Below are 14140 nucleotides of genomic sequence, written 5' to 3' on the forward strand. Positions count from 1 at the left end.
ATGAGGGCGAATCGGTCAATCGGATTACAGAACCCGGCGAGCCGTGACGTAACGGGTGCTGTACTTGCTCAGATCGCCGATCATGAGGCCGTTGATGTTTTTGCCGATCGTGTTGTGGATGAATTGGCCGTTGCCGATATAGATGCCGACGTGGTTGACTTGTCCTTTTACGCTGACGCTGAAAAAGACGAGGTCGCCCGGCTTCAGGTTGGCTTTCGACACGTAGGTTCCTTGCAGGCTTTGAGCGCGGGAACCCCACTTCAGGTTAACGCCTTGCGATGCGAACACGTATTTCGTGAAAGACGAGCAATCAAAGATCAATTTGCTCGGATTGTTAGCCCCGAACACGTAATGGACTTTCCCTCTCAGCGATTCCGCGAGGCTGATGATCTTGCTTGCTTTAACGGCAGCGGAAGTTGTGGAGACCGTAGCGGCATTGGCCGTTGCGGCGCCGGTGCCTGCGAATTGGGCGGTCAGAATGGACAGGCCCAGGACAGAAGCGACGATCAATTTATTTACCACTTTCGTAAATTTCATGTTGTGTTCCTCCTGATGTCTGGTATTTTCGAGCCGAGACAAACTATAACATGGCTCGCTAGGCGAATGTTGAATCTGAGCCGATTCTCATCTTCCAAACTCAGCCACCAGGCTTCCGGATTTTTTCGAAAAGTTCGCTTTGGGCTTGCCCGAGCGGCGGGACTGGTTGGTTCAGCGCCGCCAGAATCTGTTCGGCTTGGCCGCGCGTCAGCGGCAAGGACGACTCCTTCAATTCATAGCCGATCCGCCCGTCGATCTCAATCGTAGCGGTACGGATATCGGAGAGATTGGCGATGCCTTTACGGCGGAGGCGCAACTCGAGCTGTTCCATGGTCATCCGCATTTTCCGCAGATTATGCTCCTGGATTTGACCGTCTTTGACGACGAGGGTCGGCCGACCGATCAGCCACTTTTCAAGCACCGGGAATTTGAGCGCGAGAAATTGGAAGATCAGCATGACGGCCACGAAAATCGCGATGCAAACGAGCGTTTTCCATAGCTCGTTCTCTGAGACCGCATGTCCGATAACGGTGCCGATGGCCAGCAGGGTGATCATTTCGAGCGTCGTCATTTCCGCGATCGCTTTTTTGCCGGCCAATCGAAGAGCGGCCAAGCCGAAGACGACGACCACCACAGCCTCATATGCGAAATTGTACATGGCTGAGCCCCCCTGTCGGCTATGTATATCTTTATTATGGCCCAAAAAACGAAACTCCCGGCCGTTAACGGGCCGGGAGTCGGAGCGTGTTAGCACTTGTTCGCGTTAGAGGACGGCTTCGGCTTTTTGGGTCTGTCACCCGCATGCTCGGAGCGCTTGTCCCCGAATTGGTCCAGGCGGGAGGGGGAAGCGGCAGGCCCGTCGTTATCCGGATGGTTGTTTCGTCCCGTCATGTTCGTCACCTCGGAAGTCAGCTTGGCACTCGTTCTTGTACAGTATGGCTTATTGATCCGTTTTTTATTGATGTGGTGGAGGGTGGCCTGGCAGTGCTTTTAAACCAGCATGCCCTCCGCTTTCCGGATCACTTCCGCAATCCGTCCCTCCAGCTCGTACATTTTCCGATGCTGCTCGACGATTTGCCGCGTGGCGGTATTCACGGAGCCGAGCAAGCCGGCGGACAGTTTGGCGTCGCGTTTGGAGAGGGACTGAGTGAAGCTTCTCCAAACCGTCGACTGGCTGTCTTTCGGGGCTTTCAGTGCGCTCTTCAAAGCTCGGATCTGCACTTGAAGAGGGGAGACCGCGGAAAGTTCGTCGCGGATCTTCTTCATTTTCGCGGACGTCGCCTTTCTGGCTTGCTGGTAAGCGGCGTCTTTGTTTTTGATTTCCTGGCGGGCGAGCTGGACGGGGATTTTGTAGGCATCGGACTGGGCTTGGAACAGGGCGGTCAGCGTCTTGTTCTTCACTTTCCGCGCGGCAGCCAGCTGTTGGTTGGCGCTGCGGTAGAGGTCGAACAGCTTCTGGTGCCTGCTCTTCGTCTGCTCGGCATCCGCTTTGAGCTTGGCGAGCTTGTCCGCGTCAATCTGCTGGATGCGTTTGCGCAGCGTCGTCAGCTTCTCTTCGCTGCGGTAATGGAGATCGGAAACCTTCTGCTCCCATTCCAGAGCGGACTGTTTTAACGCCACGTAATCCAAGTGCTGCTGCTTCAGTTTGGGTCCCCAAGTATCGTCAGCCGCGGCAAGCGTCCGTTCGTACTCCTTCTTCTGGGAGTCGGTGAAATCCGGTGAAGCGGCCCAAGCGGGAGGGGCGGCTAAGGCAGTCGCCAAAATCAAAAGGAACGATGACCAAATCCAGGCTTTCGTGATGAGCGGCTTGACGTTCATAAGCGAAGGTCTCCTTTCGCGCGCCCGGAAAACGAAAAAACACCCGCAAGCGAGGCTGTTGAGCCTGGCTTACGGGTGCTTCCCGGTGCGCGTTCATTGATTTTCGTCCACTATAACCCGCTGGAGTCGGTCGTGTCAAGAGAACAGCGGAACGTTTGTTCGTTTGATGCGAGTGGTGGGCGTCCGGATTAACACATAAGTAAACGTGGTTTACTTAAGTGGGTGGATGGTGGGAGTGCGAGAGGGTTTAAGTAAATGTGATTTACTTAATTCGGCGGATGTTGGGAGTGCGAGAGGGTTTAAGTATACGTATTTTACTTATTTCAGCGGGAACACGATGCGACGAGCAAATTAGTCTCTGTGGGAGACTATTTCAGCGGGAACATGGTGCAGCATGCAAAATAGTCTCTGTGGCGCGTTATTTCAGCGGGAACATGGTGAAGCGAGCAAAATAGTCTCTGTGGCGCGTTATTTCGGTGGGAACATGGTGCAGAGAGCAAAATAGTCTCTGTGGGAGACTATTTCGGCGCAATCACGGCGCAACGATGCGATAGTTCCCTAGTCCGGGTGGGGAGGGGGCTGGAGTCACAGATAAACATAAACTTTCTAGAATTCAATATTTTGTGAATTCTATAAGTTATCGGATGAAAACTGCGCATCAATACCCAACAAGCAAGCATCATACTAGGTCCAAATGCGCTTTTTCAGGACGACAGGCCTACTCCAAATACGCTGGCAATCCCTGTCGTTATACATATCGAAATGTTCAGAAAATTGATATTTACGTCGGATTTCAGGAAGATTATGTATCGGGCTATGATGAAATCACATCGAACCGGTGAGCCGAACTCAAAGCTCCTCCGGGTCTCGATAAAGGCAAACCCCGCGAAAGCGGGCGACGCAAAGCTACAGGGGCTAAGGACGCGATGAAGGCGCGTTACGCCAGCCAGCTGCCGAAAGATCCGGGGAGCTCTCTTTATTTTAGGGAACCCCCCTTTCGGGAAAAGGCGGGTTATTTTTCGTGGGATTGGAGGTGCGAGAACCGCATGATGCTGGTCATCCGGGAGACCGGACGGCAGCTGGGCTTGCGGATCGAAAAAGCGGACACGTTTTTCCGAAGGTTTCGCGGGTTGATGCTGACGCCGTCTCTGTCGGAAGGATCCGGCCTTCATATTCAGCCCTGCAGGGCGGTCCATTCTTTCTTCATGAAATATCCGGTGGACGTGCTGCACCTGGATGCCGAGGGCAAGATCGTCGGAATGGAGCATGGCCTTAAGCCGGGCAACATCGGGATTTCCTTCCGGAAAACCCGCTCGGTCGTCGAATTGCCGGCGGGTACGCTGACCCGTGAAGAAGTCCAGTTGGGACATACCGCCATATTCGAAGAACTTAGCGATTTATCCATTACTTAACCCCATTAAACGAGGAGGAAACAAAATGATGAAAAAACTGATGGGATTGCTGAAGCAAGAGGAAGGACAAGGCATGACGGAATACGGTCTCGTGCTCGGCCTGATCGCGGTGGCGGTCGTCGCCGCTCTGATTCTGCTGCGTGACCATATCATCGCGCTGTTCAACAACGCGGAAACCACGGTCAACAACGGCGTGACGCGTATGGGAACGACCCCGTCCCCGGCGCCGTAACGGATCCGATAAGCGGTCGGAAGGCCATACGTGACTTCGCGTATGGCCTTCTTTTATCCGCCGGAACGACATTTTCCGAGGAGGACCGGACGTGTGGACGAATGCCGTATTGCTGTCGGCTGCCGCGATCTGCGTGGCGACCGACTTGAAAAACCGGAAAATTTACAACGCCGTCATTTTCCCATCGCTTGCCGCCGCGCTGCTCATTCACGCTTGCCAGCGGGGCTGGAGCGGTTTGGCTGAAGGCTTGCTCGGCTTCCTCGTCGGCCTGGGCATTTTGCTAATCCCCTATCTCATGGGCGGAATGGGCGCGGGCGACGTTAAAATGCTGGCGCTGGTCGGAATGTTGAAGGGAATGGCCTTCGTGCTCGAATCCGCCGTCTACATGGCGCTGATTGGCGCCGTGATCGCGATCGGGGTTTGGTTGTTACACGAAGGACTGCGCGCGCGCATGCAGTATCTGGGTTTCGTTTGTTTTTGCCTTCGGATGAAGGTGTTCCCGGTTATGAGAGGCGGTGACGGGACCGCCGGATCCATCACTTACCCGTACGGAGTCGCCATCGCGGGCGGTGCGGTCCTCTGCCTGGCGCTGAAAGGATGGGGGGCGGCATGATCAAGGAACAGAAGGGACAGTCGCTCGTGGAATTCGCCCTGATGCTTCCGCTGCTGCTGCTCTTGATTTGCGGAATCGTCGATCTCGGACGGCTGCTGTTCGCGTACGTCAGTTTGAACATGACGGCGCAGGAGACGGTGCGGCTCGGCGGACTGGGGAAAGGCGACGCGGACATCGCGGCCTACGCGAAGAACCACGTCAGGGTGGGCAGCTCCTCTACGTTGAAAGTGACCATTACGCCGCAGGAATCAACCCGCAAGTCGGGCCAGGATGTAAAGGTCACCCTGACGTACTCGCTGCCGCTCATTACGCCGCTCCTCACGGAAATCATCCCGGCCCCGGTTCTTTCGGCGGACTCCACGATTCGGGTGGAATAGGAGGAGAACCATGTTACGATCCGCGTTGAACAGACTGAGGGACGAGCGAGGCAGCACGGCGGTGCTGGTCGGGCTGTCGTTCCTGCTCCTGCTGACGGCCACGGGTCTTGTCATTGACGGGGGCACGATGTATGCGGCCAAGAGCCACCTTCAGAAAACGGCGAACGCCGCCGTACTGTCAGGGGCGCAAGAACTCACCGGGCAGGAAGCGAACGTGCGGGCGGTCATCGGCGATATTCTGCAGCGGCACGGGGAGTCGTCCAGCTTGACGGGAACGGACGTGCAGATGAAATCGACCGTCCGCATCACCCTTCGAAAGCAAGTCCCCTTAAGTTTCAGCAAGCTGCTCGGCAAAGAAACGGCGACGGTCGAAGTGAAAGCGGCCGCGCAAATTCTTCCGATGGGAGCCGCGGAAGGCGTCGCGCCGCTCGGCATCGACGAATCGATCCCGCTCGAATTCGGCAAGACATACAAGCTCAAAGTGGACAGCTCCGGCGTGGAAGCCGGCTATTTCGGCATTTTGGCCCTTGGAGGGCCGGGCGCCTCGACTTACGAAAATAACTTGAAGTACGGGTACCAAAGCGAGATTAAGCTGGGCGACATCATCGATACGCAGACAGGCAACATCGCCGGCAAAACGCGCGAGGGCGTGCAGTTGCGCATCGATTCCGACCCCTATCCGCCGGGAGACTATACCCACCGGGATTCCCCGCGGGTCATCCTGATCCCGGTTTACCGGCCGTATAACCAATCCTCCAACCAACTGAAGCAAATTAAAGTGACTGGGTTCGCCTATTTTTACATCATGGAGCCGATGTCCTCGAAGGACACCTCGATTACCGGTCAATTCATCGAAAGAACGGGCACGGGATTTACCGAGACTGGAGCGGTGGACAAAGGCGCGTTCGCGATCCGGCTGATCGAATAACAGGGCGATACATACTTCCGCGGGATGGGTGACAACCGATGAGATCCAAAATCATACTGATGGCCGCTCTCGTGATGGGCATCGTGACGACGGTCCTGTTCTTTAATTACATGAAGAAATACGACGCGGCCGCGGCCGTGAACGAGACGTTCGTCAGCGTCGTGGCGGCGAAGCAGGAAATCAAGGAAAACACGAAAATCACCGGGGCCATGCTCCAGACGATCCAAATTCCGGCCAACGGGGTGCACGCCTCGACGATCAAGGATTTGGCGCTTGCGGAAGGCAAGGTGGCGGCCAGCGACCTGGCGGCGGGGGAAGTCATTCTCGCCAACCATATCAAGGACCAGCAGGCGGAGGCGCAATTCGTCTCCAAAAAAGTCCGGGATGGTTACCGGGCGGTGTCGCTCGGCGTCAACCTCGTGCAGTCGGTTTCCAACTTGATCGAGCCTGAGGACTATGTCGATCTCGTCTTCACGGAGACGGATCCGGACACCAAGAAGGTCCAATCCTCCATCCTTCTCGAAAACGTTCGAGTACTCGCGATCGGCCGCCGAATGGTTCAGGCAGACGCGACGACCGAGTATGTGGAATACGCGACCGTGACGCTCGAAGTGAAGCCGGAGGACGGGGTGACCGTCATCAACTCCGACGAGAAGGGGCCGGTCAGCTTGATGCTGCACAGCCGCGTGGTTCAGGAGGACGGAGGGAGCAAGCCATGAGCCAGTCGCCGAAATCGGACGGAAACGAACCGTCCGCCAAACGGGGTGAGATGATCGCCCTCTGCAGCGCGAAGGGAGGGATCGGCCGGACCGTGATGGCGGTGAACCTGGCGGTCGCCTTGTCCAAGAAAAACGTGCAGGTCGGCCTGCTGGACGGCAATTTTCAGTTCGGAGACATCGCGCTGGCGCTCGACCTTCAGCCGACCTTCACGATCAAGGACGTCGTGGAGGGGATCGGGGAAATGGACCGCTACGCGCTGTCCGGCTTCCTGATCCATCACGGCAGCGGGGTGAAGACGCTGGCGGCGCCGGAGCGCCCGGAATTCGCGGACCTCGTGACGCCGGCGGTCATCGACCGCGTCTGCGATCTCTTGCTGGCGCAAACCGATTATCTTGTCGTCGATACCGGCGCGGGGCTCTCGGAGCAGACGCTGCAGTTCATCGAGAAAGCGGACCAGATTTTCGTGCTCACGACGCTGGAGATGACGGCGATCAAAAACACGAAGCTGATGCTGGAGACGCTGGAGGTGCTCGGGTATCGGCACAAAACGCAGCTGGTCGTCAACCGGGCCACGATGGAGAGCGTCATCAAAGCGTCGGACGTGCCGGACATCCTGGGATACGAGACGTCCATGTTCGTGCCGAACGAGTGGCAGCTCGCCACCCAATCGCTGAACACGGGCATTCCGTTCGTTCAAAACCAAGCCAAAACGGACCTCGCCAAAGCGCTGTTCAAATGGGCCGAGCAGCTCGTGATCCGGCGGGAAATCTCGGTGTTCAAGCCGAAGTCGGGGTCTTTCCTCCAGCAACTGTTCCATAAAACGTCGAAAAACATTACCTCGATCTTCTGAGGAGGTCCATGCGCGATGAGTCTACTCGATAAAATCCAAGCGAGGGCCGGCCAGGAAGCGCCGGATCCGGCGGCAGCGGAACCGGCGGAACAAGATCAGCAGGCGAAAGCCCCAAAGAAGGATTTGCTCACCACCTTCCGCCGCATCCGCGGGCACGACCCTCTGTCCAAAAGCCATCCCGCTCCGCTGTCCAAACACCAGGAGCTGAAAAACAAGCTGCATAAGCAGATTTTGAACGACCTGAAAGACGAAGACGTGGAAACGATCCTGCCGAAAATCGACGCGATGGCCGTCCAGATCATCCAGGAAGACGAAACGTTCCGCGGCAAGGTCGACCGCAAGAAAGCCGTCGACGAGCTGATCCACGACCTGACGGGCTACGGGCCGATCAACCCGCTGCTGCTCGACGAGGAGATCAGCGAGGTGATGGTGAACGGGCCGAACCAGGTCTACGTGGAACGCGGCGGCCGGATCGAATTGTCCTATGTCCAGTTCCGAGACGACGAGCATGTCATGAACATCATCGAGAAAATCGTGTCCCCGATCGGCCGCCGCGTCGACGAAAGCAGCCCGATGGTCGACGCCCGCCTGCCGGACGGCTCGCGCGTGAACGTCATCATCCCGCCGCTGTCGCTGAAGGGGCCGACGATCACGATCCGGAAGTTCGCGAAGGATCCGTTCACGATCGACAACCTGGTCGATTTCGGCACGCTGACGCGTGACATGGCCATTTTCCTGGAGGCTTGCGTAAAGGCACGGCTCAACATTTTCGTGAGCGGGGGTACGGGCTCCGGCAAAACGACGACGCTGAACGTCTTGTCCGCGTTCATTCCGAGCGACGAGCGGATCGTCACGATCGAAGACGCGGCGGAGCTTCAGCTCTGGCAGGATCACGTCGTGTCGCTCGAATCGCGGCCGCCGAATATCGAAGGCAAAGGCGCCATCACGATCCGGGACCTCGTCCGCAACTCGCTGCGGATGCGCCCGGAGCGCATCGTCATCGGGGAGGTTCGGGGCGGCGAAGCCCTGGACATGCTCCAGGCGATGAACACCGGCCACGACGGCTCGCTCGCCACGGGGCACTCGAACAGCCCTCGGGACATGATTTCCCGTCTGGAGACGATGGTGCTCATGGCCGGGATCGAGTTGCCGGTGAAGGCGATCCGCGAACAGATCGCGGGGGCGGTCGACCTGATCATTCAGCAGACAAGGCTCAAGGACGGCACGCGCAAAATTACCAACATCACAGAGGTACAGGGGATGGAGGGCGACGTCATCGTGCTGCAGGACATATTCTCGTTCCGGCAGACGGGCGTGGACGAGCGCGGACGGATCAACGGCAATCTCGTGCCGACCGGCGTGCGGCCGAGGTTTTACGAGCGGCTGGAGACGTCGGGCATCCATATTCCCGCCAGCGTGTTCATTGAGGAGGAGTAAGCCGTGAGCTGGATATTAACGGGCATGGTCGCGATGAGCAGCTTCCTGTTGTTCGCCGCGGTTCTGGGGCTACTCTTCCATACGGACAAGCGGATGGAACGCAGGATGGGGCGCTATTTGGCGCTCAACGACCGCAAGCAGCTGGGGCGCCGAAAGTTCGAACTGCTCGTCCAGCTTCGCGTCTACAAGCAAGCGGTCCGGGACCGCGTGCTCACGAAGAAGCGGAGCGGGCGCCTCGAGCAGATGCTGAACCTCGCGGGCGTGCCGCTGAAGCCGGAAGAATACGTCATGTTTCAATGGATATGTACGGCGCTTGGCGCCGGATTGCTGTATTTGATCGCGGGTCAGGTGTTGCTGCTGGCGGTTGGGGGTGTCGCGGGATTCGCGCTGCCCCGCATGTGGATCGGCCGGAAGCGGAAGGCGAGAATGACGGCTTTCAACGACGGCCTGCTGGATATGCTGACGACGATCATCGGCTCGCTGCGGGCCGGCTTCAGCTTCGCGCAAGCGCTGCGGACCGTCGTGGACGAATCGCAGGGCCCGGTTAAAGAAGAGGCGGAAATCGTGCTGAAGGATATGCAGTACGGCAGCTCTATGGAGGACGCGCTGACCGAGTGGAAGGAGCGGATGCCGAGCGAGGATCTGGACCTGATGATCCAGGCGATTCTCATCCAGCGGCAGATCGGCGGCAACCTGGCGGTGGTGCTGGAGACGATCGTGCAGACGATCCGCGACCGCTCCCGCATTCAGCGCCAAGTGACCACGCTGACGGCGCAGGGGAGGCTGTCCGGCATGGTGGTCGGCTGTCTGCCGTTTGTGCTCGGCGTCGTGCTCTATTTCATCGAGCCGGATTACATCGGAACGCTGTTCCATACTCCGATCGGGATCGGGCTGGTGGCGGCCGGCCTGGTGTCCGGCAGCATCGGGTTCTTATTCATCCGCAAAATCACGACGATCGAGGTGTAGGCCCATGCTGTACGCAGCTTTTTGTATGACCGTTACGCTTGTATTGTACGCCTTTTTCGTCCTTCGCGAGGAACGGGTCCAGCGCAAGAAGAGGAGACTCGCTCTCGTTACGGGCGCCACGGAAACGGTACCTCCTGCGGACGCGCCCACGAACTCCCCGGAAGGCAGCTTGAAAGGGCGCGTGCTGCTTCCTCTGTGGAAGGAATTCCGCCGCTTGTTCAGCCGTACGCTGGAGGAACGCAAGGAAGCCAAGCTGGAGCTGAGACTGCTGCAGGCGGGCCAGCCTTTTCGGATGTCCCCGGTGGATTTCCGGATCGCGCAGCTGACGCTGGCGTTGCTGCTGCCGGGTGTTTGCCTGTTCTATGCTTATTTGCTGGATTCGGGATTCGGCGGTGCGTTGCTGCTGTCTGCGCTGGGAGTGGCCGCTGCCGGTTGGCTGCCGGGACAATATCTGAAAATGAAGTGCAAGACGCGCTGCCGGCTCGCCCTTCGGGAACTGCCGGACGTGCTGGATCTGCTCACGGTCAGCCTGGAAGCGGGGCTCGGCTTCGATGCCGCGCTCGGCAAGCTGGTTTCCAAGAAAGAAGGGGTTCTCGCCGGTGAATTCAGAAGGTGCCTGGAGGAGATCCGCCTCGGCAAAACCCGCCGCGAAGCCCTCTCCGGCGTGCGAGACCGTCTGCCGCTCGACGAGCTGAAGGTACTCATCAGCAGCATCCTGCAGGCAGAGAAGCTCGGCATCGGGATGGTTCAAGTGCTTCGCATCCAATCCCAGGAGGTGCGGGAGCAGCGGAAGCAGCGGGCCGAGGAAGAAGCGATGAAGGCGCCGATCAAAATGCTGTTCCCGCTCGTGCTCTTCATTTTCCCCAGCTTGTTCATCGTCCTTCTCGGCCCGGCGATCATCCAGTTCGTCCAGACGTTCAGCGGTATATAAATTTAAACTTCTATGCCCGCTCCCGCAGAGCGGGCTTCTTTCACGAGGCAGCCCGCGACGGCAAGGTCGAAGATGGCCATGCCCATGGGGCAGAAGAGTACCGGCTCTTCCGGCGGGAAATCCGCAAGCGCGTCCCGGCAGACGAGGTCGGCGAGCGAACGCGTTTGCTGCCGGGTCAGGCCGGCTTCCCGGTGGAGGAGCTCGATGTCCGTGTTTTCGCGGCACACTTCGTCCCAGTCGTCGACGATGACGGCTTGGATATCCTGCAACGCTTCGGCGCGATAGTCCCGGAGAGACACATGGAGAAGCAGGCTGCCCTTGGAAGGCGTCCGGTCGATGTAACGGTTGGAAGACACCGTGCATGTGATGAAAACATCGCACGGTTCATACGCTTCCTCCCAGCTCGAAGCCACGGCCGTCCGGCCGCGCCAGGGAACGGGGATGGAGGACTCATCCACGCCGCCGATGTCGTAGAGCGTGAACCCCTCGATAACGTCGCCGTATAAGGCGGCGCACATCTCGAAGTGGGCGCGCCCGATCGGCCCCCAGCCGATGATCGAGACGCGAAGCTTCTCCCGGGGGCGGGCTTTCAAGTAACGGCCGAGCACGACGCCGCTCACCGCCGCCGTCCGCAGCACGTTCGCCATGCCGCCGTTCAGGATGGCATAGGGCTCGCCGGTGTCCGCCCGATTCAGCACGATGACGCCGTGAGCCCTCGGAAGCCCCCGATCGCGGTTGCCGGGAAAGCTGGCGATCCACTTGATGCCGGCCGTATCGAATTCCCCGCCCAGGTAAGCGGGCATGGCGATGATGCGGTTGCGGGGATCCCCGTACCGCAAATAAGGCTTGATCGGCTGCGCGTAATCGCCGGCCTCTCTCGCAAGCAGCGCTCGTTCCACGCAATCGGCCAACGTGCCCCAGTTGACGCCGAGAGAACGTATATCCCCGTCGTTTAAGATCAACACCCGAAATCCTCCTCCGCAGATGACGGCACGCGGCCGAAATGCCGAATCACCCAATCGTCCGAATACAAGGTATCGAGGTACCGTTCCCCGCGGTCATGGACGATAACCGCGCACACCGCTTGATCCGGGAGCCGGGGCAGCATCCGGCGGACCGACTGGATGACTCCGCCGGAAGAGGGCCCGGCAAGGATCCCCTCATGCAGCGCAAGCGCCCGGCAGCCCGATACCATGTCCCAATCCGATACGTGGACCGCCTCATCCCAGAAGGGCTGCTGCCCGAAGGGCGGCACGATGCCGGCGCCCATGCCCGGAAATCGCCGTACCCCCTGCGTACCTCCCGTGATGGCGCTCGTCTCCGAATCGATCGCGATGATCCGGACCGGAAGCCCCTGCTCCTGGGCGTACCGGGCGCAGCCAAGCATCGTGCCGCACGTGCTGATGCCGCCGAACACGTAATCGACCTTTCCCGCTTCCTTCACGAGTTCCTCCATCATCCCCATTTGCGAACGCCAGTTGTTGTCATTCCCGTATTGATTCGGCCAGAAGCTGCCCGGGATTTCCGAGAGCAGCTGCTGCACCCGGTTCAGCCGAGCCGGCAGGAATTCGCCGGTCGCGGGATCGGGCTGCTCGACCCGGTCGATTTCGGCGCCGAACGCCCGGAGAATGTCGAGGTTGGCCCCGGCCGTCCGCGGATCGACGACGCAGATGAACCGCAGCTTCCGCTGCGCGCATACGATCGCGAGGCTGATCGCCGTGTTACCCGAGCTGGATTCCACGATTACCGATCCGGGACCGATCCTTCCGGTTTTCCAGGCTTCTTCGAGCATGCGCGAAGCGGGACGGTCCTTGGCGCTGCCGCCGGGGTTCAGGAGCTCCAGCTTGGCGAGCACCCGGATGCCGCGCGGATTGGCGAACAGGTTCCTTAGCTCGACCAGCGGCGTTTTGCCGATCGCCGACAGGATGGAGTCGCTCATGGGGTATCTTCTTCTTTGCGGACGTAATGGATTTTGCGGTTTTTAATGGATGGTTTGCCTTTGGGCGCCGCTTCCGAACGGGAGAGATTCACTTTAATGCCGTCGAGCAGGCCGCCGCGGATCATCGCCCCGATCTCCGGAATCTGCTCTTCGACGGCGCTGCGGATCGCCGGGATCAGCACGGCGGGCAGCGTCTGGCTCGTGAGCGTCACCGTCATCGAGCGGCCTTTCATTTCCACGCGGATGTCCGCGTCTTCCGAGAACGGGCGAATGGCTTCCTCGATGTCATACAGGCTGATTTTCTCCCCGTGCTTCAGCTCCGGTCCGAGCCGCTTAACGATCCCTTCGAACGTATAGCGCGGGACGCCGTCGATTTCCATGACGCGGAAATCCCGCACGACGTCGTACGTGACGTAACGCACGGCGGGAAAAGCATCGCGGACGAACGAGGTCAGGACGAGCACTTGCTCGCCGGGAGGCAAGGGATCGAAACCTTCGCGGAGCGTTCCCGTTCCGATGCCTTCCGCGTGCAGGCCTTCGGCGACCACGTATCTGCCCAGCCGATGGGAGAACGAAGCGATCGTTCCGATCTCGATGGAGCCGTACGTGTCGAGAATGTCGGCCGTTTTGATGCCGAACTTTTTGGCGACGCTCTTCTGCCAGGAAGGGGGCGCGATTTCGCCGACCAGGATGATCTTGCGAATTCCGAAGCGATTCGGTTGCCCCGCGGCGCGGATAATCCGGTCGAGAATCGAAGGCATCGTATACAGAAGTTCCGGGCGGAAGGCTTCCAGCCGCTCCAGGTGCTGCTCGATCGGAAGCTCGAAGGAGACGGACTCGCCTTGCACGCCTAGCCGGAAGAATACGTCCAGGGCCGTGCCCGCCGCATGTCCGGTTCCCATGTCGGACAGGGCTCTGTGGATAGGGACGCCTCCCGCGAGCAGCCAATGAAGGTACATATCCGCTTTGACGTCGACGTAACGCCGTTCATCCGCTTCGGAGTAATAGATCGTTTTTCGTTTGCCCGAGCTCGTGCCGGAAGTGGAATAAGAGGTGAGCCCGGAGGCGATGGCAGGGTCCGGGGACGAGGAGTAGTAGTGGTTTTCCAAAATGGAGGCGGTGAGCAGCGGAGGACTTTCCATACCGTCGTCGCTTTCTTCAAGGAGACGAGCGTACCAAGGAAATCGCACGGCGGTTTCCTGCGCTAATTGCAGCACGCTGCCTGGGTCATACACGTTGATGAGCACCTCCCCTTGGTGATTGCTTCAGCATATGTAGGGGACAGGCCGGCATGTTCGGGGCGAATGACGCGGAGGGACAGCCGCCAGGTTCATCCGTGCCTTGGCCGCACTATGATGGATTAATGGAAAGGAAGTGAAA

Annotated in this window: 17 protein-coding genes and 1 riboswitch; of the genes, 10 read left to right on the forward strand and 7 right to left on the reverse strand. The window is 59.0% G+C overall.

The genetic code is table 11. The features are described 5' to 3' along the window. Positions 1-24 precede the first annotated feature (24 nt). From EAV92_RS22035 to EAV92_RS22045, 4 genes are all read right to left on the reverse strand, one after another. On the reverse strand, positions 25-537 hold the full coding sequence (locus EAV92_RS22035) for a C40 family peptidase (RefSeq protein ID WP_123043078.1): 513 nt from the start codon (positions 535-537) through the stop codon (positions 25-27). 100 nt (positions 538-637) lie between these two features. After that, the gene (locus EAV92_RS22040) at positions 638-1195 is read right to left on the reverse strand and encodes a DUF421 domain-containing protein (protein ID WP_123043079.1); all 558 of its coding nucleotides are present in this window, start codon (positions 1193-1195) and stop codon (positions 638-640) included. Positions 1196-1284: 89 nt separating this feature from the next. Next, positions 1285-1428, reverse strand: coding sequence for a hypothetical protein (locus EAV92_RS24660; RefSeq protein WP_164472891.1), 144 nt, complete (start codon positions 1426-1428; stop codon positions 1285-1287). A gap of 99 nt (positions 1429-1527) precedes the next feature. After that, positions 1528-2355: a hypothetical protein gene (locus tag EAV92_RS22045; protein ID WP_123043080.1), complete on the reverse strand. Its 828-nt coding sequence runs from the start codon at positions 2353-2355 to the stop codon at positions 1528-1530. An 865-nt stretch (positions 2356-3220) separates the two neighbouring features. After that, positions 3221-3313: riboswitch (cyclic di-GMP riboswitch) on the forward strand. Positions 3314-3401: 88 nt separating this feature from the next. On the opposite strand from EAV92_RS22045, the gene EAV92_RS22050 reads away from it, so the two are divergent. The 10 genes from EAV92_RS22050 (at position 3402) to EAV92_RS22095 (ending at position 10821) form a co-directional block, all read left to right on the forward strand. Continuing rightward, the gene (locus EAV92_RS22050; protein WP_123043081.1) at positions 3402-3767 is read left to right on the forward strand and encodes a DUF192 domain-containing protein; all 366 of its coding nucleotides are present in this window, start codon (positions 3402-3404) and stop codon (positions 3765-3767) included. Between the two features lie 25 nt (positions 3768-3792). Further along, positions 3793-3999 (forward strand): Flp family type IVb pilin, encoded by a 207-nt coding sequence (locus EAV92_RS22055; protein WP_123043082.1) that lies wholly within the window; start codon positions 3793-3795, stop codon positions 3997-3999. Between the two features lie 91 nt (positions 4000-4090). Further along, on the forward strand, positions 4091-4612 hold the full coding sequence (locus EAV92_RS22060; protein ID WP_123043083.1) for an A24 family peptidase: 522 nt from the start codon (positions 4091-4093) through the stop codon (positions 4610-4612). Next, positions 4609-4989, forward strand: a complete 381-nt coding sequence (locus EAV92_RS22065) for a TadE/TadG family type IV pilus assembly protein (RefSeq protein ID WP_123043084.1) — start codon at positions 4609-4611, stop codon at positions 4987-4989. Before EAV92_RS22060 ends, EAV92_RS22065 begins: the two co-directional genes overlap by 4 nt. A gap of 10 nt (positions 4990-4999) precedes the next feature. Next, entirely contained in the window at positions 5000-5917 is a 918-nt protein-coding gene (locus EAV92_RS22070) for a pilus assembly protein TadG-related protein (RefSeq protein ID WP_123043085.1), read from the forward strand. Positions 5918-5955: 38 nt separating this feature from the next. Continuing rightward, positions 5956-6636, forward strand: a complete 681-nt coding sequence (cpaB, locus tag EAV92_RS22075) for a Flp pilus assembly protein CpaB (protein ID WP_123043086.1) — start codon at positions 5956-5958, stop codon at positions 6634-6636. Continuing rightward, positions 6633-7487 carry a CpaE/TadZ family protein gene (locus EAV92_RS22080; RefSeq protein ID WP_123043087.1) on the forward strand — a complete coding sequence of 285 codons (855 nt, stop codon included), beginning with the start codon at positions 6633-6635 and terminating at the stop codon, positions 7485-7487. Before cpaB ends, EAV92_RS22080 begins: the two co-directional genes overlap by 4 nt. Positions 7488-7502: 15 nt before the next feature. Continuing rightward, positions 7503-8924 (forward strand): TadA family conjugal transfer-associated ATPase, encoded by a 1422-nt coding sequence (locus EAV92_RS22085; protein ID WP_123043088.1) that lies wholly within the window; start codon positions 7503-7505, stop codon positions 8922-8924. Positions 8925-8927: 3 nt separating this feature from the next. Continuing rightward, a complete protein-coding gene (locus EAV92_RS22090) occupies positions 8928-9890 on the forward strand; it encodes a type II secretion system F family protein (protein WP_241158351.1) in 963 nt (320 codons plus the stop codon). A gap of 25 nt (positions 9891-9915) precedes the next feature. Continuing rightward, on the forward strand, positions 9916-10821 hold the full coding sequence (locus EAV92_RS22095) for a type II secretion system F family protein (RefSeq protein ID WP_241158352.1): 906 nt from the start codon (positions 9916-9918) through the stop codon (positions 10819-10821). A gap of 2 nt (positions 10822-10823) precedes the next feature. Here the strand turns inward: EAV92_RS22095 and EAV92_RS22100 are convergent, their stop codons facing one another. The 3 genes from EAV92_RS22100 to EAV92_RS22110 are packed head-to-tail and all read right to left on the reverse strand — an operon-like array spanning position 10824 to position 13995. Further along, complete coding sequence (locus EAV92_RS22100) at positions 10824-11786, reverse strand: 2,3-diaminopropionate biosynthesis protein SbnB (protein WP_123043091.1); 963 nt, start codon at positions 11784-11786, stop codon at positions 10824-10826. After that, the gene (gene sbnA, locus EAV92_RS22105) at positions 11780-12760 is read right to left on the reverse strand and encodes a 2,3-diaminopropionate biosynthesis protein SbnA (protein WP_123043092.1); all 981 of its coding nucleotides are present in this window, start codon (positions 12758-12760) and stop codon (positions 11780-11782) included. The genes EAV92_RS22100 and sbnA overlap by 7 nt, the downstream gene beginning before the upstream one ends. Further along, complete coding sequence (locus tag EAV92_RS22110) at positions 12757-13995, reverse strand: phenylacetate--CoA ligase family protein (protein WP_241158353.1); 1239 nt, start codon at positions 13993-13995, stop codon at positions 12757-12759. The genes sbnA and EAV92_RS22110 overlap by 4 nt, the downstream gene beginning before the upstream one ends. Positions 13996-14140: the final 145 nt, after the last annotated feature.

Origin of the sequence: Cohnella candidum, assembly GCF_003713065.1 — a bacterium.
Taxonomy (GTDB): domain Bacteria; phylum Bacillota; class Bacilli; order Paenibacillales; family Paenibacillaceae; genus Cohnella; species Cohnella candidum.

Excerpts from the sequence above, each read along its gene's own strand:
- EAV92_RS22035 (WP_123043078.1), bottom strand. The coding sequence starts at position 537 with ATGAAATTTACGAAAGTGGTAAATAAATTGATCGTCGCTTCTGTCCTG.
- EAV92_RS22095 (WP_241158352.1), top strand. The coding sequence starts at position 9,916 with ATGACCGTTACGCTTGTATTGTACGCCTTTTTCGTCCTTCGCGAGGAA.
- EAV92_RS24660 (WP_164472891.1), bottom strand. The coding sequence starts at position 1,428 with ATGACGGGACGAAACAACCATCCGGATAACGACGGGCCTGCCGCTTCC.
- EAV92_RS22085 (WP_123043088.1), top strand. The coding sequence starts at position 7,503 with ATGAGTCTACTCGATAAAATCCAAGCGAGGGCCGGCCAGGAAGCGCCG.
- cpaB (WP_123043086.1), top strand. The coding sequence starts at position 5,956 with ATGAGATCCAAAATCATACTGATGGCCGCTCTCGTGATGGGCATCGTG.
- sbnA (WP_123043092.1), bottom strand. The coding sequence starts at position 12,760 with ATGAGCGACTCCATCCTGTCGGCGATCGGCAAAACGCCGCTGGTCGAG.
- EAV92_RS22065 (WP_123043084.1), top strand. The coding sequence starts at position 4,609 with ATGATCAAGGAACAGAAGGGACAGTCGCTCGTGGAATTCGCCCTGATG.
- EAV92_RS22045 (WP_123043080.1), bottom strand. The coding sequence starts at position 2,355 with ATGAACGTCAAGCCGCTCATCACGAAAGCCTGGATTTGGTCATCGTTC.
- EAV92_RS22080 (WP_123043087.1), top strand. The coding sequence starts at position 6,633 with ATGAGCCAGTCGCCGAAATCGGACGGAAACGAACCGTCCGCCAAACGG.
- EAV92_RS22050 (WP_123043081.1), top strand. The coding sequence starts at position 3,402 with ATGATGCTGGTCATCCGGGAGACCGGACGGCAGCTGGGCTTGCGGATC.
- EAV92_RS22040 (WP_123043079.1), bottom strand. The coding sequence starts at position 1,195 with ATGTACAATTTCGCATATGAGGCTGTGGTGGTCGTCGTCTTCGGCTTG.
- EAV92_RS22070 (WP_123043085.1), top strand. The coding sequence starts at position 5,000 with ATGTTACGATCCGCGTTGAACAGACTGAGGGACGAGCGAGGCAGCACG.
- EAV92_RS22055 (WP_123043082.1), top strand. The coding sequence starts at position 3,793 with ATGATGAAAAAACTGATGGGATTGCTGAAGCAAGAGGAAGGACAAGGC.